General features: G+C 66.5%; 12 protein-coding genes and 1 rRNA gene. 9 read left to right on the forward strand and 4 right to left on the reverse strand.

The genetic code is table 11. The features are described 5' to 3' along the window. Positions 1-98: ribosomal RNA gene (gene rrf, locus ABH935_RS20395) — 5S ribosomal RNA — on the forward strand; the annotation flags it as partial. A gap of 61 nt (positions 99-159) precedes the next feature. On the opposite strand, the gene ABH935_RS20400 is transcribed toward rrf, so the two are convergent. Beyond that, positions 160-1,323, reverse strand: a complete 1,164-nt coding sequence (locus tag ABH935_RS20400; protein ID WP_370379499.1) for a serine hydrolase domain-containing protein — start codon at positions 1,321-1,323, stop codon at positions 160-162. A gap of 976 nt (positions 1,324-2,299) precedes the next feature. Here ABH935_RS20400 and ABH935_RS20405 point away from each other — a divergent pair. Beyond that, positions 2,300-3,556 carry a tyrosine-type recombinase/integrase gene (locus tag ABH935_RS20405; protein ID WP_370379500.1) on the forward strand — a complete coding sequence of 419 codons (1,257 nt, stop codon included), beginning with the start codon at positions 2,300-2,302 and terminating at the stop codon, positions 3,554-3,556. 149 nt (positions 3,557-3,705) lie between these two features. Beyond that, positions 3,706-4,065 (forward strand): SUKH-3 domain-containing protein, encoded by a 360-nt coding sequence (locus ABH935_RS20410; protein ID WP_370379501.1) that lies wholly within the window; start codon positions 3,706-3,708, stop codon positions 4,063-4,065. 986 nt (positions 4,066-5,051) lie between these two features. On the opposite strand, the gene ABH935_RS20415 is transcribed toward ABH935_RS20410, so the two are convergent. Then, a complete protein-coding gene (locus tag ABH935_RS20415; protein ID WP_370379502.1) occupies positions 5,052-5,636 on the reverse strand; it encodes an ImmA/IrrE family metallo-endopeptidase in 585 nt (194 codons plus the stop codon). After that, positions 5,633-6,166, reverse strand: coding sequence for a helix-turn-helix domain-containing protein (locus ABH935_RS20420; RefSeq protein WP_370379503.1), 534 nt, complete (start codon positions 6,164-6,166; stop codon positions 5,633-5,635). The genes ABH935_RS20415 and ABH935_RS20420 overlap by 4 nt, the downstream gene beginning before the upstream one ends. Before the next feature lie 138 nt (positions 6,167-6,304). Here ABH935_RS20420 and ABH935_RS20425 point away from each other — a divergent pair, with 138 nt between their 5' ends. From ABH935_RS20425 to ABH935_RS20440, 4 genes are read left to right on the forward strand one after another with little or no spacing between them, the layout of a single operon-like run. Continuing rightward, positions 6,305-6,763: a hypothetical protein gene (locus ABH935_RS20425; RefSeq protein ID WP_370379504.1), complete on the forward strand. Its 459-nt coding sequence runs from the start codon at positions 6,305-6,307 to the stop codon at positions 6,761-6,763. A gap of 5 nt (positions 6,764-6,768) precedes the next feature. Next, a complete protein-coding gene (locus tag ABH935_RS20430) occupies positions 6,769-7,251 on the forward strand; it encodes a hypothetical protein (protein ID WP_370379505.1) in 483 nt (160 codons plus the stop codon). Then, complete coding sequence (locus ABH935_RS20435; protein WP_370379506.1) at positions 7,248-7,820, forward strand: hypothetical protein; 573 nt, start codon at positions 7,248-7,250, stop codon at positions 7,818-7,820. The genes ABH935_RS20430 and ABH935_RS20435 overlap by 4 nt, the downstream gene beginning before the upstream one ends. Continuing rightward, positions 7,817-9,190, forward strand: coding sequence for a hypothetical protein (locus tag ABH935_RS20440; RefSeq protein ID WP_370379507.1), 1,374 nt, complete (start codon positions 7,817-7,819; stop codon positions 9,188-9,190). The genes ABH935_RS20435 and ABH935_RS20440 overlap by 4 nt, the downstream gene beginning before the upstream one ends. 636 nt (positions 9,191-9,826) lie before the next feature. Here the strand turns inward: ABH935_RS20440 and ABH935_RS20445 are convergent. Then, positions 9,827-10,123, reverse strand: a complete 297-nt coding sequence (locus tag ABH935_RS20445; protein WP_370379508.1) for a hypothetical protein — start codon at positions 10,121-10,123, stop codon at positions 9,827-9,829. A gap of 847 nt (positions 10,124-10,970) precedes the next feature. Here ABH935_RS20445 and ABH935_RS20450 point away from each other — a divergent pair. Both ABH935_RS20450 and ABH935_RS20455 read left to right on the forward strand, forming a co-directional pair. Beyond that, positions 10,971-16,199 (forward strand): DEAD/DEAH box helicase, encoded by a 5,229-nt coding sequence (locus ABH935_RS20450; protein WP_370379509.1) that lies wholly within the window; start codon positions 10,971-10,973, stop codon positions 16,197-16,199. Between the two features lie 14 nt (positions 16,200-16,213). Beyond that, positions 16,214-19,057 (forward strand): helicase-related protein, encoded by a 2,844-nt coding sequence (locus ABH935_RS20455; RefSeq protein ID WP_370379510.1) that lies wholly within the window; start codon positions 16,214-16,216, stop codon positions 19,055-19,057. Positions 19,058-19,062 lie beyond the last annotated feature (5 nt).

Raw genomic sequence — 19,062 nt, forward strand, 5'->3', positions numbered from 1 at the left:
GGGAAACGCCCGGTCCCATTCCGAACCCGGAAGCTAAGCCCGCCAGCGCCGATGGTACTGCCAGGGGGACCTGGTGGGAGAGTAGGACGCGGCCGGACTAAATTTAGAACTCAGGCCCCGAACCATACGGTTCGGGGCCTGAGTCGTTTTGGCGTGCCGTCACTTGCTGAGTAGTGCGCAGACCGCGTCTTCCTCGACCTTCCGCATCTGGTCGAAGACCATCTGATCGCTGTTCGGAGTGATCTGCGCGTTCACCGAGAACGTCATCGAGCGCGTGCCGTCCGGTGAGGCCGCGGCGAACTGCGTGTATCCCGACGTGTTGCCGGTGTGTCCGTAGACGACGCCGCACCGGGTCGAGTAGCGGAAGAGTCCGAGCCCGGCTGCGTTCGTGCCGGGCCCCGGAGGTTCGGACCCGCCGGGGATGAACGTCAGCTGCGCCTGGCGCACGCGCTCTGGAAGCAGCCGAGGGCCTGCGTAGGCCGCGAAGAAGGCGTTCAGCTCGCTCGGCGTCGACACGATGGCTCCGGACGCCCAGGAGGCCGATGCGCTGAACTCCGTGCTCACGTCCTTCAGCTGGCCGTCCCGGACCCCATAGCCGTGCATGTAGTGGGCCGGCATCTTGTAGCCCTTTGGAAGGGTCGTTCTGTAGAGCCCGAGGCGTGTGGAGAGCAGAGCACTCAGCAGCTGCTCGTACGTCCGACCGGTGGCAGCCGCGGTCATGAGCGCGACGGCGATGTTGTCGGAGTTGGAGTACTGATATCGCGTACCTGGTGCGAACCGCAGCGGCTCTGAGGCGACGAATGACAGCAGCTGGTTCGGCGCGAACACGTGATGGGGATCCGCGCTGAGCACGTCGTGGAACGCCGGCTCCGCCGAGTAGTCCGGGAGCCCGCTGGTGTGCTGCAACAGCTGGCGGAGCGTGACGGCGCCCCAGGCGGCCGGCAGCGTCGGGAGCCGGCGTGCGATGGTGTCGTCGAGCCCGAGCACTCCCCACCCGGCCAGCGTCAGCGCCACGGCGCCGCTGTAGGCCTTGGAGACGCTGGCGGTTCGCATGGCGTCGTACTGATCCGGACGCCGTCCTGTTGCGAGGTCGGCGACCCCTGCGCGGTAGACGCTGATGGCGTCGTGACTCTTGAAGGTCACGATGACCCCGGGTGGGCCGCCGGGCTCGTGCACCAGCGCTTCCAGCTCCTGCTGGAGACCGGGATCGTGGGTTGCCGGTCTCGCGGCGCCGGCCGCTGTCTCCGTCGCTGTCGTGGCGGAGACCGCCAGCAGGCCGGCGACGGCTGCGCAGGCCGCCACGAAACGTAGGTGTCCGAACATGGAGCAGATCTAGCCGGACGACTCCCGGGACAAACGCACCGGTCCGGGCATGCAGTCATATGCAGTAGCGCAGAGAAACGTATTGGGGCCTTCCAGACTTCTCTGGAAGGCCCCAATACGTTGTGTGGACCTGAGGAGCTATGAAAAAGCCTTGATACATGATCCCTGTGACCTGCGCCGCAGCCACAAGCTCCGGTACTGTTTACCGACCTGCCACGCCCATCCCCCGCGCGGTGAATCCGCACGGCGTCCGGTCGGCAGTCTGGCAGTGCAGGGGCGTCGCTGGCGCTGGTGGACGTCCCGGACGCGACGCTGCTGGACGTGTTCTCACCGGCTGCGTGGACCGCGGGAAGGCGTTGCCGCGCATCTCGGCAGGGGTCGCCCGCTGGTAGCGTCACGATATTCCGCCGCGTTCGGTGACGGTGGCCGAGACCCGCTGGCACAAGGTGCGTCGTGGCTGCGCGTTCGTCACGGCCGCTGCTGGCCCGGTGCCATCTGCGCCAGGCCGAACGCTGGTTCAACCTCGACCGGATCCTAGCCATCGAACCGGTGGAAGCCTCCGAGACCTGACCGCAGCCGGCGCGGCCGTAGGCCAGCATGGGTAGTCGTTTGGCTCAGGAGTCGTGGCGCCCGAGCGCGTCACCCACCTCGCTGTTGCCGATCAGATGGTCTTCCCCGGACGTAACCATGTCGGAGTCGGGCTCAGCCCCCAGTCGGGACCGGGCGCAGCCACAGGTAGGGATGAGGCGTAACGACCTACACCTCGAACAGCCAGGCGCGAACTGCCCGTTGACGCGGCCGCCGATAGAAGACACACAGATCATATCCAAGAAGCCTGTCACAGAATCCTACGATCAGGATTCTTCGCCTGAAGGTTCGGGGTCAGCATGTGCCACGCTGCCTAGCAGTCCCCGTTTGGCCTACTTATGTCACGCGCACCTTGCTTCGAATACTTACGAACGTCATGGTTTCGCCCATGACAAAGCAAGAGATCACCTCGTGGCCAGCCTCGACGCGTTCCAGAGCTGCCACGAGCACCTACTTCGACACAGTCATCAGCGCACCCGTGTCCCAACCGGTCGAGGAGCGGGAGCTGACGTGGTACCAGCACGCGATCGAGTTCAACGACATGAAGTGGCCATTCCTACAGTGCGGTTCGCGTCGCAGCTATGCGGAGTGCCTGGCCACCGTCACTACGGGCATCGTCACGAGCGAGGTCGGCGCACCCAACCCCAGGACGCTGTTCCGTGCGCTGGCGAGCTGGTCATTCAACAAGACCGCCAGGGAAGCCGGACCTCCACCAAGTAAGTACACCGACGCGATCGCCTGGATCGAAAAACACTCACGCCCGCTGACCGACCTGCTAGATCCCCGGATTGCTCGCGCGGCGTTTGCGACGACCTTGACCTCGCTGGATGGTCGGCCGTATTCATCGAAGACCCGCCGGAACAAGCGCTCGGTGCTCGTCTCCGCGCTCAACTACGCCGTGGAGCTGGAGCTACTCGACCGCAATCCGATGGACCGGATCAAAGAAGCCATCACCTGGCGCACAGCGGGCGTCGACCGGCGCTGCGTGGTCAACCCAGAGCAGGCCAGGGCTCTTCTGGACGCTGTCACCGCTCAAGGGTCTGAGGGTAAGCGACTGGTCGCGTTCTTCGCAACCATGTACTTTGCGGCCTTGCGGCCCAGCGAAATCATGGCCCTCCGGATCGACGACTGCTTGCTGCCGGAATCGGGATGGGGATGGCTGACCCTGGATGGCGCCACGCCTTACACAGGACCAGCGTGGACTGACAATGGGACCGGGCACCAACGCAAATCTCTCAAGCACCGCGAGGACGGCGACGAACGCCACGTTCCGGCCCATCCCGAACTGGTCAGGCACCTGCAGGCGCACATCGCCGCGTTCGGCGTCACCGATGATGGCCGGCTGTTCCGTAACACTCGGGACGAGCCATACATCTACTCCTCGTACAACAAGGTCTGGCACGCCGCACGGAACGTAGCTCTCACCCCGCCTCAAGTCCGGTCGCCACTGGGCAGGCGGCCTTACGATCTGCGACATGCTGCAGTTTCCACTTGGCTGAACGCCGGGGTGGCAGCTGCACAGGTTGCGGAATGGGCCGGCCACAGCGTCAAGATGCTGCTGGATGTCTATGCGAAGTGCTTAGACGGTCAGGAAGAAGCTGCGATGGCACTAATCGAGACACGGCTGGGCCCCGCCGGCCCGTAGCCTCGGACCTCCCGGCCCGAAACCATCTCGATCACCACACCGGTGTTCATCCTTGCTGCAACTGAGTGAGGCCACGGTGTCCGCCTTCTCCCCCCCCGAAACGCTGGCCACGCTGACTGACGCCAGTTGGCGGCCACGGCGCTCCGTCGATGTCGAAGCCTGGCGCGCACTTCGAGTCCTCGGACTGCATCATGAGTCCGGCTACGGAGGAATTCCTATCAAGATTCGGTGGGCTCGACGTAGGGAACAACGGCCCTGGACTGGAGCGAACTCGTGAACGGTTCGATCTGGAGCCGATGCTGTGCAGTGGGGAAGAGGATCGGTTCGTCGAGCTGAGCGGGCTGATGGAACGCGACCTGTTTCCCATCGGCACGTTCGGCGGACTCAGGTACTTCCTCGCCATCGACGGGAACGCAGAGGTCTACCTGATCGAAGCTGACCTCCAGACCATCGGTCACATGCCTGACGCGCTGGACGCGAAGGTTCTGGTCGAATCCCGTGCGGGCTGAGGCGGCGTGGCAGCAGGGCGGCAGTTGAGTGTGTACGCCTCGTCGCCTCGAGGATCGCAAGTCGACCGTGAGCCCGACGTCAGGCAGCCAGACCACGCTGTGCCCATGGACCATGTCGCCTCCCTTGGGGACGAGCGACCCAGAAGCGACCCCGAACCCAGCACCAGCGTCGATAGGCGTCACCACCGCGACACAGACCTCGGCGCGGATCCCCGGCCGGCCGTAGGCGGCTGTGCGGACGACGCAGTCATCGATGCGCTGGTGGTTGGGCGCACCGTGTTGTTCGGTCTCCACGCTCATCGCCAGAGTCAGTATCGCGACGGCCGATATGGGTCGCGGGGATCACCCTGAACCGCCGCGACCAGTCTGCTTGCAGATGCTGGAACTGCCTGGTGGACCGCGGCCGCCTTTGTCTGTGCTCGTTCGTCGGGCCGCGCGGGCCGCCCTGTCGGCCGCCGTTCGCGGTTCGCAGTTATACCGATCGCGCCTGTCGGCCCGCACGCGCCGCGGCCGAACGCCACCGGGACCCACGGGGTGCGACGTGCACGACCGGCCCTGTCGGTGTCACCGTACCGCCGCCCTGACGGTCGTCGGGCCTGACCCCGGTCGACGCAGCCCGCGCGGGTGGCCTGTCGGGCTGCTGGGCCGACACCGACCATGATCAGCTCGGGTATAGCTCGTGATCACGGAAAGACCTAGATCAACAACAGCGCAGAGTGAGACAGAGCCCTTCATCGAGTCTTGCCAGACGACTGGCCCGAGCTGCGCCGCGACGCCTCGACCAGCGGAAAGGCGCCCCCGAGTTGGAGGTTTCGAAAACGTGTTCGTGAGCGCGTGGGACTCGACATTAACAAGTTGCGAAACTATAACGAGGTTAGAGTGTTGAATCAAACATTGCATGTCGAGTCAATGTCGGTGGATGACGACCCGTGCGGCAATTTGCCGCACGGATGATCTTGCGACAGGCTGTCCGGCTATCCCGTTCTCTACGCCTTCGCACCCCAGGTGTTGGTGGTCCGGGAGCCGCGCACTTGTTGTTTGGCGACGCCGGTCGTGTTGTACCGGAAGCGCGCCATCTCGTCGGTCACTCCGTACTGGGCGGCGATCTGTTCGGGATTCAGCTTGCGACGGGCCGCGTCGAGTAGCAGGGTGCGGGGCAGCAGGATCGTCCCGCCGAAGGCGGTCGCCTGTTCTTCCTCGTCGGGCCGACAGGTGCGGAACGGCATTCCGTTGACCTCTCGGACCTCGGTCAGGTCGTGGCCGAGCATGATGTGGGACAGCTCGTGGGCCACATCGCTGGTTTGCCGTTCAGGTGCGCGAAGCGGGTTGGTCACAACGTAGCTCTGGTTGTTGATCTGGAAGGTCGCGGCGGAGAACGCATATGCCTGGACCCGTTCGAGATCCTCCAGCCGGGTCCGGTCGATGAGCCGGTCGGCGCTGACGACCTTGACGCCGAGATGTTCGGCGAGGGCTTCGACCTTGAGGGCATCGGTATCGCGTAGCCCGAGTTCATTGCGGAGGCGCAGCGCCTCGCGTTCTGCTTTGGCCTTGAAGCCTCGCGGCAGGGTCACAGCTCTCCCGCCTCCACCTGTCGTCGGAGTTCATCGTTCATGTCGGTGAGGATCTCGGCGAGTCTTTGGGGGACACCTGGGCGCATGACCGAGGCTGCGCGCAGGTGACAGGCAACCAGGGGCCGCGCAGGTGTGTCGTCGCGCGCAAGCGCGTTGTACATGTCGCGCATCACCGACGTGATCTTCGCGGCGGCATCCTCAGTCAGGCGCGGGTCGGTGTATAGGTGGGTGATCGCCTGGTCCAGCTGCGAGACCTCGCGCTCGACGACCTGGGTGAAGAAGCGACTGGCCGGCACTCCCAGCCACGCGCACAGCCGGGTAAACGTGGCCAGGTCCGGCTGGGCCCCCGCCTCGACCCTGGAGAAGGTGCTGAAGCTGACGTCGGCCTCGGCGGCGGCCTGCCTCAGGGACAGCGGGCCGCGGCGCTCCTTCAGGAGCCGGCCGAGCGCAGCGGCGTCGAACTGCTCCACAACCTCCGAATCACCCTGTTCGAGCTCGGGAAACGGCAGCAAAGGGCTGTCTGGGCTCATGTCGACACCGTACCGCGCAGCGAAAGAGCTTTGAAGCTTGACTGCAACACGTGCCACACCTCACACTTGAGCCACTGACACTTTGATGAAACAAGGGGTGTCAGCCTTCTATTCCCAAAAACGAGGGGTGAGCAGGCAATGCGAATCCACACGTACGCGGCGGGCAACGGCGGAGCACAGACCCGGGAGACCGAGCCGCAGACACGGCTTCGCGAGATCGTGGACGTAGAGGCAGAGGAGCACGCCTACCGCGTCGGTGACGAGGTCGAGCTCGACATCGACCTCACAGTGACCGAGCTTTTCGGTGCGGAGCCCGGCCACGTCGTCGTCCACAAGTGTCATGTGATCGCGGTTACCGTCTCCTACGGCGGCGTGGAGAAGGTCATCGAGGCACACCCGGCGACTCATCTCCGGAAGGTGCGCGCGAAGGCCATCGACGCGTTCAACATCCCGCCGGGAGATGCCGCCGATCTGGTTCTGCGTCTCCCGGAAGCCGAGCAGGACCTGAACCTGGCCGAGCCGGTTGGCGCAGTGGTCCCACTGCATTCGTGCGCCGTCACCGTCGACCTCGTCCACACGGTCCGGCCACAGGGATGACGACCATGCCCGAACCTGACAGCAACCCTTGCCTGACGCGTCTACGTTGCGACCTTGAGGCCGCGGATGTCGACGGCGGGGTCACTGCCGGACAGTGGCGCATCGTCGACCTAGCCTGGCCGACGCTGACAGTCGCGATACGCCTCGACAACGGCGCGGAGGTAGGCCTGCGGCTCACCGTCGACGACTACCCAGTGGCCGCGCCGGCGGGACAGCCGTGGGACCTGGCGGCGAACGCCCCGTTGCCGGTATCCCGGTGGCCCGTCTCTGGCCGGAACCCGGAAGTGTTCCGCCCCGACTGGTCGCCGGGCAACCAGAACGCCCCCTACATGGCCTGCGACCGGATCGGCCTGTCCACTCACCCCCATTGGGCCGACCAACATCGGGACCGAGCTTGGAACAGGAGCCGGACCATCGGGTTCTATCTGCGCGAGATGCACAAGGAACTCGCCCCCGCGCGTCTAGAGCCGATCAGCGGTGTCCAGTGAGGGCGCCACTGCTGACCTTCGACGCCGCGACCTTCAAGGAAATGATCAGAGAGCTCGCCGACCGCAGCCAGGGCAAGCGGGAGTCCGGGGCGTTCCTGCTCACCGACCGGCACCATCCCACAGACGCTCTGCCGCAGCCGGTGACCACCGTCGCGTACTACGACGACCTCGACCCGGACTGTCTGACCGGCGGGATCACGTTCCACGCAAACGGCTACACCGCACTCAACGCCCTGTGCCGCAGCAACGCCCTCCGCGTCGTTGGCGACATCCACACCCACCCGTATCGCAGCGTCGGGCAAAGCCACACCGACTCCGCCCACCCGATGGTCGCCCTCGACGACCACATAGCGCTCATCGCGCCGTTCTTCGCGGTCGATCTCACCAGCGCCGTCGACCTTGGCGTGCACATCCGCCAAGGAGGAGGTTGGGCGTCCTTCTATGGAGGGCAAGCCGCCGCGATCGTCCACGTCGAGGAGGTCCGTCCTCTCGCGGCGCGAGTTCCTTGGTGGCGCAGGTTGCTCACCCGCCTGGCCGTGCCACGGCTTCGATACCCGAGGAAGAAATGAGCATCACAAACATTGACTCGATTAGCCGCACCGCCCTGATCGGCGTCCACGACGGCACCCAACCGACATTGGAAGCAGCACTCGCCACCCACGCCTCCAGCGGCATCGTCATCGTCGCCGACCGCGACATCTGTCGCCGGGTCACGGGCCAGGCCGCCCTGTGTACGGCGATCGCCACCGCTGCGCGCGCCTTCGGCACCATCACTGTCATCACCGACGGCGACACGCTGATCTCGGCCGGCCCCTATCGCGGCCGCAGTATCGCCGCATTCGTTGCCGCCGAACGTGCCAACCTGGCAGGTGACCTGCGCAATGTGCCGAAGCACTGGCCGGTGGTGGTCATCGGCCCAGTCGCAGTTGAGCTGAGCAACGGTCTCGCGCAGCGCGCGGTCGTGCTCCGCATCGGCTGGAGCGGCTGGACCTCCTACGTCGGCCCTGCGACCGTTGCGATACCCACGCTGAACGACTCGACAAGGAACGTCATCGCCGCGATAAGCGCAGGCGCGATCGGGGTACACGAGGCGTTCGGAGCGGTACAGGCCCGACCGGGAAGCGACATCGGCTACCGCTCATACCGCATCAACCTATGGCGACCCGGAACCGACATCGATGACGGTCCAGAACTGACTCACGCACCGGCCGACTGGTGGCTGGTCGGACTGGGACACCTCGGCCAGGCGTACGCATGGGTCATCTCATGGCTCACGTATGCCAACCCGTCCAACGTCTCGATCGTCCTCCAAGACGTCGACAAGACTGTGGACGCCAACCACAGCACCGGCGTGCTCACGCCCCACCACCCCGGCCCACTCCGCAAGACCCGCATCGTCGCAGCAGCCCTCGACCCTCTCGGCTTCAGCACTTACATCCTCGAACAACGACTGGACGCAAACACCCGCATCACTACCGACGACGCCCACGTCGCCCTCATCGGTGTCGACAACCTCCCCACCCGCCGGGCCATCTCAGCGATCAGATGGCCACTCGCGATCGACACAGGCCTCGGCGCCGGGCCAGCTGACTTCAACGCGATACTGCTGCGCCGCTTCCCCGCCGACCAGAACAGCGACCAAGTCCCCGGATGGGCCGACTCGTCGCAGCACAGCACCGATCTGCCCGACAGCCCCGCCTTCGATGACCTGAAGCACCGCGACCCGTGCGGCGTGGTCCAAGTGGCCGGCACCGCTGTCGGCGCTGCCTTCGTCGGCGTGATCGCTGCATGCCTCGCAGTCTCGGAGGCATCCCGCGAACTGCTCGGCGGTTCCGGTTTCGACATCGTCAACATGCACCTACAGTCCGCAGACGTCGACACGGCACCGGCGAGCCGCACAGTAGACATCGTGCCTGCCCGGTTGTCCATTGACCTTTGATGGACACGTTTTGAGCGCCCAGCCGTCTCGACCCTGATGGCCCTCTGAGACCTAGACCTTCCCAGCCTCAATCTGACGTGGCGAGAAGAGTGCTGTGTCTGGCGGCGCCAATTCCGGATGGACCAACCGGTGATGCCGAGCATCTCGGCAACCTGCTTATCGGACAGCCGGTCTCGACTGACCAGGTCCAGGACCCTCCGGTGAAACTCGGAGGATATTAGCGACGAGCGAGGACGCCCAGTGGCGCCGGATGGACGGTTGTCCAGCGTGCAGACTCCACCAATTCCGGGGAACATCCCCTTAAGGAGGACCGGCTTCCGATGGCCGAGGCTACCGATACGCCGCCCGACGGGGTCCCAAGGTGCCAGCTTGCCTTCCGCCGTTATCGGCGACTTCTCGATCGCGAGGGATCCGCATCCCCAGCAGCGGCCTCGGACTAACAGAAACACATCCAGGACGATCGCCCGTGGTGACCGACAGGATGGTCGGTGCACCAGATATCAGCCGGACACGCTTCGTACGCTGGGCCTTGGCTGCACACCACCGTCGGAAATCGGCGCGGTCCGCTTTGGCCAGGAAGTTGGGCCCAGGAGCTGTAGAGCGGCGGCATAGCTGGCTGCGATGACACCGATCCCCCTACGTGACCCGGCACTTCTCGGCCCACCCGAAGCCGCGCACGACAAACTCACTCCCCTCGGTGCGTCCTGTGACGACGTACATGAATCCCTGGTAGACACGGCTACTCCCCGGCCGCACAACTCCGACACGTTTCAGGCCCGCCTCGCCTTCCTCGCGGTCCTTCTCCAAGACGTTGAAGGCGGAAGCGAGCGTGTTGCATTCGAGGCCCAGCGCGTCCTCGATGTCGCGCACCGCGAATCCAATGCCCTCGTATCTCTTCAGAAACTCCAGGCCGGCCTGCACCTTCTCGTTCATGCGCTCCCCCCTTTCACGAAAGTCAGTGGTCTGAAGGTACGCGCGCGCCGCGGTGATTGGTAGGTAGCCCCGTTGCTCTTGGCCCAGCTCCCCTGCTGGGCTTGGTGACTGCCTGGGCCGACCAGGAACTCGAATCCTGGCCCACTCAAGAAGAGACTGATCTTCTCCAGGTCCCGGCTCAGCTCAGTGGGGACGGCCAAGACCGCCGGGCTCCTCGTTACCGCCGCGTTCCTGATCTTCTAGGTGCCGTCAACGGGGCGTCGCGGCTGTCCTGCGTCTGACGGCGCTGTTCTACTCCGAACCCGTCGCCTACTCGGCAACCACACAGCCTTCCGCCTACGCCAAGGCCCTCAGCGAGATCTCTCAGGGAACAAGGACACCTCTGCTGCGCTTCGCCTCGTCACGGACGTCGACGACCAGCCGGCGTCGTCGGTTCTCGCCGATGTCGGCGTGGCCACTTGGAGCAGGTGCCCTACCCTGCTGGTCAACGAGGTCTCCAGAGACAGGCGATGCCAAGGTCATGATAATCGGCTTTGAATGCCTGCTCAGGAAAGTGGTACGACCGAACCCTCAGCGGGCTGAGTAGTCCGTCCCCCGACCCTCACGAAGATCTGCTCGGCCTGAACGATTGCTGGGCGGGCAACATCGCAGAACCTTTATCACCCCTACCGCGCCACTACCAGGTCGTGGCAGGATTACCGACAGCAAGGGGGGTCTTGCCTAGGGTGTCATTTTCCACCCGACTGGCCCCTGTCGATCACCCACTCGGTCGGCTCCTGATGGTCGCAGGTCGGGACTTCCCGCCCAGGCTCCTGATGATCGAGCGGGCAGGCGAGACAGGAGTGGTGTGGACATCTTTGGCGTGCGTGAGCGGCTGATCGACGACTACCGTGCATTCACGTCCGGGTCTGTCGTGATCCGTGACCAGAGGATCAACTCGGCGGTGCAGTCCGACCTCGATCTGGGCACGCAATGGCCGGATCCGTGGCTTTCGCTCAATCCGTCCTTCGCCTCCGGTGGCACTGTCTCAGAGCTGGTGTGTGAGGGCATTTTGCATCCGGAATGCGAGCGGATCTTCCGGATCGGCAAGTCCGCGTCCGATCCCGGCCAGCCGTTGACATTCCACCGGCACCAACGTGACGCGATCGCGGCAGCGGCCTCGGGCGGCAGTTACCTGCTGACGACCGGCACCGGCTCCGGCAAGTCACTGGCCTACATTGTTCCGATCGTCGATCAGGTGTTGCGGGCCCGCGAGCACGATGCGGGCCGCAAGGTCCGGGCGATCGTGGTGTATCCGATGAACGCTCTGGCGAACTCGCAGTTGAACGAGCTGTCGAAGTTCCTACGCGACGGGTACGGCGAGGGCCGCGAGCCGGTGACGTTCGCCCGCTACACCGGTCAGGAGTCCCAGGACGACCGCAAGGCGATCCTGTCGCAGCCGCCAGACATCCTTCTGACCAACTACGTCATGCTTGAGTTGATGCTTACCCGCCCGGAGGAGCGGCGCGGTCTGATCCGGGCGGCGCAGGGCCTGAGTTTCCTGGTCTTCGACGAGCTACACACGTACCGCGGTCGGCAGGGCGCGGATGTGGCGATGCTGATCCGCCGGGTCCGTGACGCCTGTCAGTCCCCGGACGTCCAGTGCGTAGGGACGTCAGCGACGATGTCCAGCGAGGGAACCATCGCCGACCGCAAGGTCGTCGTGGCGGACGTCGCGTCTCGCCTGTTCGGCACGCCCATCCCAGCCGAACGCGTCATCGGCGAGACCTTGGTCCGCGCGACGGCCGATCCCACGGCGGTGACCACCGACCGAATACGCCGCACCCCACCCACTTCCTTCGAGGATCTGGTGGCCGATCCGCTGGCTGCCTGGATCGAGTCGACATTCGGTCTGGACACCGAGCCGGAATCGCGGGCGCTGATCCGCAAGGCGCCGACCACCGTGGCGCGTGCTGCCGCTCAGCTGGCCGTCGCGAGCGGCGCGGCCCCGGACGAGTGCGAGCGGGCGATCCGATCGACGCTGCACGCTGGGTCGGAGGCGCGCGATGCCGCCGGCCGCACACTGTTCGCCTTCCGTCTGCACCAGTTCTTGTCCAAAGGCGACAACGTCTACGTCACCCTCCAGACGCCAGCCGAACGCGCAATCACCCGCACCTACCAGGTCACAGTCCCGGACGGATCGAATCGGGTGCTGATCCCGGTGGCATTCTGCCGGCAGTGCGGCCAGGAGTACCTGGTGGTGTGGCGGGAGGAGCACCACGGTGACGTGGTCTACCGGCCGCGCCGCACCGTCGACTCGCCCAACAACGCCGATGACGGGTACCTCTACGTCGCAGACGCCGACGACAAGCCCTGGCCGGACGATCTCGCGCAGATACTGACTGATCAGTGGCTGCCGGAGTCGTGGCTGACCCGTGACGGCGACGGCCAGGACGATATCGTTCCCAGCCGCCGCAAATACCTGCCGCGAACCACATGGGTGGACGAGTTCGGCACCGAGTTGAACCGGGGTTCCGGTCTGCGTGCGGCGTTCCTGCCGTCGTTCCAGTTCTGCCTGCGCTGCGGCGTCTCGTATGAGTCCCCACGCCAGCGTGACTATGGCAAGCTCGCCTCCCTCAACCAGGAGGGCCGCTCGTCGGCGACCACCATCATCAGCTCCTCGATCGTGCGGACGCTGAAGTCGATGCCACTGACCGAGCTGCCGCGTGATGCCCGCAAGCTGCTGACGTTCGTCGACAACCGCCAGGACGCGTCGCTGCAGGCCGGACACTTCAACGACTTCGTGCAGGTCACGCAGATCCGCGGGGCGCTGTATCAGGCGATGGCAAACGCCGGCGGCGAGGGGCTGCGCTACGAGCAGGTGGCCCGCGACGTGGCCTCTGCGCTCGGACTCCAGACCGAGGAGTACGCCGCCAACCCCGGCGAGATGTTCGGCGAGCGGGACCGCACGGCCAAGGCGCTGCGGGACGTCATCGAGTACCGCCTGTTCGTGGATCTGCAGCGCGGCTGGCGCGTGACCATGCCGAACCTGGAGCAAACCGGACTGCTGAAGGTCGGGTACGCCGACCTGGAGCAGATCGCCGCCTACGAGCCGATCTGGGAATCCGCCGCGCCGCAGCTGCGGGAAGCCGAGCCTGGGAACCGGGCCGCGGTGGCGGCCATCCTGCTCGACGAGCTGCGCAAGGGCCTGGCCATCGACGTGTCCTGCCTGACCACGGACGGCTTCGATTCCCTGGTCCGTAGTTCCCGTCGCCTCAACGACGCCTGGGCCATCGGCGACAAGGAACAGGTCGCGCTGGTCGGCACCGCCTTCGCCCGAAGCGGCCGCCCCGGCGGCTCGCGGGCCGATCTGCTGATGTCGGGCCGAGCCCGTTTCGGCAAGTACCTGAGCCGCCGCACTACCTTCCCGGCCTGGCCGGATCGGGTGGCTGTCGACGACGCTCAGCAGATCATCAGCTCTCTCATGCGGGTACTGGCCGAAGTCGGCCTGCTGTCGGTCGTGGTGCCGCCGGAGCACGGCGGCCCCGGCTACCGGATCAACGCGGAGAAGTTCATCTGGCAGGCCGCGGACGGCCAGAGCGGCGCGCCCGAGCCGCTGACCCGCACCCACGGTGCGGACGCCGCCCCGCGGGTGAACCCGTTCTTCCGCGACCTTTACAGCGGCGTGGCGCGGACACTCGGCGGTCTGCACGCCGCCGAGCACACCGCGCAAGTCCCGGCGAAGGTCCGTGAGGAACGGGAGGCACGCTTCCGCGGCAATCCGGATAAGGGGGTGACGCTACCGCTGCTGTATTGCTCACCGACCATGGAACTCGGAGTGGACATCTCCTCGCTCAACGCGGTGTCCATGCGCAACGTCCCGCCGACGCCGGCTAACTACGCGCAGCGCTCGGGACGCGCTGGCCGGTCGGGACAGCCGGCGCTGGTCACGGCGTACTGCGCGACCGGCAACAGCCACGACCAGTACTACTTTCGCCGCTCCGAGCGCATGGTCGCTGGCTCGGTGGCCGCACCGCGGCTGGACTTGGCCAATGAGGACCTAGTCCGTTCGCACGTCCACGCTGTCTGGCTGGCCGAAGTCGGGGAGAAGCTCGGCAGCGCCATGCCCGACGTCCTGGACATCTCATCGAATCCGGGAGGCGGTGCGCCGAGCCTTCCACTGCTACCGAAGATCTCGGACGCGATCGGCGACGTCAGGTATCAGGACCGAGCGGTCGTCCGGGCCACGGCGTTCCTGGCTGGTGTCCGAAAGGTGCTAGAGGAGACGTCCTGGTGGGAGGACGCATGGATCGAGCGCGCGGTCAGCCAGGCGCCGATCCGATTCGACGCGGCCTGTGACCGCTGGCGAGACCTCTATCGCGCGGCACTGGCCGAGCGGGAGATCCAGCATCGGCGCGTCGTGGACCATGCGTTGCCGGTCCGGGAGCAGCAGTCGGCCAAGCGCCGGCGGCAGGATGCCGAGGCGCAGCTATCGCTGTTGAAGAACGACGCTACGGACCAGGTGCTGTCCGACTTCAACCCCTACCGCTATTTCGCCTCCGAAGGCTTCCTTCCTGGCTATTCGTTCCCGAGGTTGCCGCTGGCCGCGTTCATCCCGGGGAGTGGACGCGGTGGAACCCTGGAGGGCGACTACCTCCAGCGTTCCAGGTTCTTGGCGATCCGGGAGTTCGGCCCCAAAGCCTTGATCTACCATGAGGGTGCCCGCTACCAGGTCACCCGCATTCAGGTGCCCAGCGAGGGCGGCGAGCTGACCACCACCGAGGCGTACCGGTGCGAGCAGTGCGGTTACCACCAGACACCCCGCCCCGGGCTTGACCTGTGCGAGTTCTGCGACACTCGCCTGGGCGCGAAGACCCGCAACCTGCTTCAGCTCTCGACGGTGTTCACCACGCGCCGGGAGCGGATCTCCTCCGACGAGGAGGAACGCCGCAGGGCTGGCTTCCGGCTGCGGACCTCGTTCCGCTTCACCGCGCACGGCGATCGCGCGGGCCGGATCGACGCCGAGGCCGCCGACAGCTCCGGGCCACTCGCGCGCATGTCCTACGGCGATTCGGCGACCATCCGGATCGCCAACGTCGGATACTCTCGCACCGCCGAGGAGGAGTCCGATGGCTTCCACCTCAACCCGCTGGACGGCCGCTGGCTGTCCACCAAGCAAGCCGACGAGCTGGCACGCGGCGGATCCGACGACGACGCGGACGGGTTCGTCGACGAGTCCCGCGGTATCAAGGTGATCCCGTTCGTGGAGGACCGCCGCAACATCCTCGTGCTGAAGCTTCACGAGGCATTGGAGCGTCCGGTGGCGTTGTCGCTGATGTACGCGTTGGAGCGCGGCATCGAGGCGGTGTTCCAGCTGGAGGACTCCGAACTGGTCACCGAGCTCCTGCCGCCGGACGCCGGACCGCGCGACCGGATTCTGTTCCAGGAGGCCTCCGAGGGCGGGGCCGGAGTGCTGCGCCGGTTCCAGGGTCTGCACGAGAACGACGCGCTGCGCCGCGCTGCGCGCGAAGCGCTGCGCATCGCGCACTACGATCCCGATACCGGCGCCGACGTCGGCGGCCCCATCGATGCGGACGGCCGCGTTACCGCTGCCTGCGAGCGCGGCTGCTATGACTGCCTGCTCTCCTACGGCAACCAGCTCGTCCATGACGAGATCGACCGCCGCTCGGTACGGGACCTGCTGCTGCGCTTCGCCTCCGCGACCGTCACGCCGGCCGGCCCCGGTACCACCCGCGACGAACACGCGGACACGTTGGTCTCGCAAGCCGAATCCAGCCTGGAGAGCGACTTCGTCGCGTTCCTACGGGCCGGCGGCTACCGGCTCCCTGACACCGCGCAGACCTCGATGCCCGACCTTCACACCCGACCCGACTACCTCTACCGGCTGCCGTCGATCAACGCCGCGGTCTTCGTCGACGGCCCGCACCACGACTACGAATCAGTATCCTTACGCGATGCCGACGCCCGCGAGCGCCTGGAGGACGCGGGCTGGCTGGTGATCAGCGTCCGCTACGACGACGACTGGTCGCAGCTGGTCGGCAAGTTTCCGTCCGTATTCGGCACCCCGGCTCGATAGGAAGGCACTCGATCGTGAGGTTCGAGATCGGCTCGCTGGTCACCGTGCGCAACCGGGACTGGGTGGTGCTTCCGGGGTCGGTCGAGGACTTCCTGGTGTTGCGTCCGCTGGGCGGCTCCGACGACGACGTCGCCGCGGTCTTCCCTGCACTGGAGCAGGTCCGGGCCGCGGAGTTCCAGCGGCCGAGCGCCGACGATCTCGGCGACTCGCATGCCGCGGGCCTGTTGAGGACCGCGCTGCGCATCGGGTTCCGGTCCGGCGCCGGGCCGTTCCGCTCGCTGGCCGGGATCGCCGTCGAACCTCGGCCCTACCAGCTGGTGCCGCTGCTGATGGCGCTGCGTCAGGAGACCGTGCGGCTGCTGATATCCGATGACGTCGGCATCGGCAAGACCATCGAGGCCGGGCTCATCGCCTCGGAGCTTCTGGCCCAGGGCGACGCGAACGGCTTGGCCGTGTTGTGCTCCCCGGCCCTGGCCGAGCAGTGGCAGGGCGAGCTGCGGACCAAGTTCGGGATCGACGCCGAGCTGATCCTGGCCTCGACGGTTCCAGGTTTGGAGCGCGGCCTGGACCTCGGCCAGTCGCTGTTCGACAAGTACCGGAACGTCGTGGTCTCCACCGACTTCATCAAGTCTCACCGGCACCGCGACGAGTTCATCCGCCACTGCCCCGACCTGGTGATCGTCGACGAGGCCCACACCAGTGTCGCCGCCGACTCCGCGCAGGGAAACCAGCAGGGCCAGCTGCGCTACCAGCTCCTGCAGAACCTGGCCGCCGCACCGAACCGGCACCTGGTGCTGGTCACCGCCACGCCGCACTCGGGCAAGGAAGAGGCCTTCCAGAACCTGCTCGGGCTGCTGGACCCGAAGCTCGCAGGCGTCGACCGCAGCGCGCAGGCCGGTCGGCAACTGGTCGCGCAGCACTTCATCCAGCGCCGCCGCGCGGACATCCGCCACTACCTGAACGAGGACACCGAGTTCCCCGACGACCGGTTCTTCAAGGACGAGCCCTACAAACTCACCGGCGAATACCGCGCCCTGTTCGACCACTGCCTGGACTACTCGCGCGAACGCCTGCGCACCGCCAGCGGGCAGCGCGAGGTGCGGACCAACTGGTGGTCGGCACTGGCGCTGCTGCGCAGTCTCGCCTCATCCCCTCGTGCCGCCGCCGCGACGCTGACGACCCGGGCCGCCACGGTCGCGGCCGGCACCGAAGCCGAGGTCGACGCGGTGGCTCGACCGGCGATCCTGGACTCCGGCGAAGGCGATCAGCTGGAAGGCGTGGACGCCGTCCCAGGAACGGCCGAAGGCGGTGACCCGACGCTGCTCGGGCTAGCGAAGTCGGCGAAGGCCCTGGAGAGCCCGGAGAAGGACGCAAAACTCAAACTGCTGATTAAGCAAGTCAAGGCCCTCACGGCCGACGGCTACCATCCGATCGTGTTCTGCCGCTTCATCCCGACGGCCGAATACGTCGCCGAGCACCTGGGGGCGGCCCTGGGACGAAACTCCACGGTCGAGGCCGTCACCGGAACCCTGTCCCCGCAGCAGCGCATCGACCGCATCGAGTCCTTGCACGCAGCCACCGAGGACGATCCCGCCGCCCGGCGCGTGCTGGTGGCCACCGACTGCCTGTCGGAGGGCGTGAACCTCCAGCACAGCTTCAACGCCGTGATCCACTACGACCTGGCGTGGAACCCGGTCCGGCACGAGCAGCGGGAAGGCCGCGTGGACCGCTTCGGGCAGCGCTCGCCCGACGTCCGCGTCATCACCATCTTCGGCGACGACAACGGCATCGACGGCAAGGTGCTGGAGATCCTGGTCAAGAAGCACCGGGAGATCCGCAAGGCCACCGGCGTCTCCGTGCCGGTGCCGGACGAGACCTCGGAGTCGGTGACCAACGCCATCTTTGAGTGGCTGCTGATGCGCGACCAGGCTGAGCAGCCGATGCTGGAGCTCGAATTCGACAACCAGGCCGCTCAACTCGACATCGACTGGAACTCCACCGCCGAACGTGAGACCCAGTCTCGCTCCCGCTATGCGCAGGGCACCATCCGCCCCGACGACGTCGCCCGCGAGGTGAAGGAAGTCCGGGACGCCCTCGGCACAACACGCGAGGTACGCGGCTTCGTCCGCGAAGCACTGACAGCCCTGCGTGCGGACGTCACCGGCGCCGAGACCGAGGGCGACTTCACCGCCACGACGTCCCCGCTGCCGATGGGGCTTCGGGACTCCCTGCGCGCGGTCCTGGGCGACCGCCGCGGCGAGGAGCGCCCGGATGTCCAGCTGCGGACCAACCCGGCCGTCCCGCGCGGAGAGATCGCGCTGGTCCGCACCGACCCCGCGGTCGGAGCCGTCGCACGCTTCGTCCTGGACTCGGCGCTAGACAAGGCGCTGCCGGAATGGCAGCGTCCCGCCCGCCGCAGCGGTGTCATCACCACTCGGGACGTCACGACGCGCACCACGCTGCTGCTGGTCCGATACCGATTCCACCTGACGCTGCCCTCGCGTGGCGAGGAACAGCAGCTGGTCGCCGAGGACGCCCGTCTGTTGGCCTTCGAAGGCAGCCCGGCGAAGGCCGTGTGGCTGGACGATGCGCAAGCCGCCGCGCTGCTGGACGCCAAACCCAGCGGCAACACCGCCGCCGAACTCGCCGAGACTGCCAGTAGCCGCGTCATCGACAACCTGGCCGACCTGGTTCCCCACCTGGAACAACGCGGCGATCAGCTCGCCGCGGAGCTGCGCGAGTCGCACCGCCGGGTCCGCGAGGCCGTCCGCGGCCGGCTCGGCGGCATCAAGGTCATCGCGCAGAAACCCGCCGACGTGCTGGGCGCGTACGTGTACCTGCCGGGCGGAGGGGCCTGACCACC

The sequence above is a fragment of the Catenulispora sp. GAS73 genome, assembly GCF_041262085.1.
GTDB lineage: Bacteria > Actinomycetota > Actinomycetes > Streptomycetales > Catenulisporaceae > Catenulispora.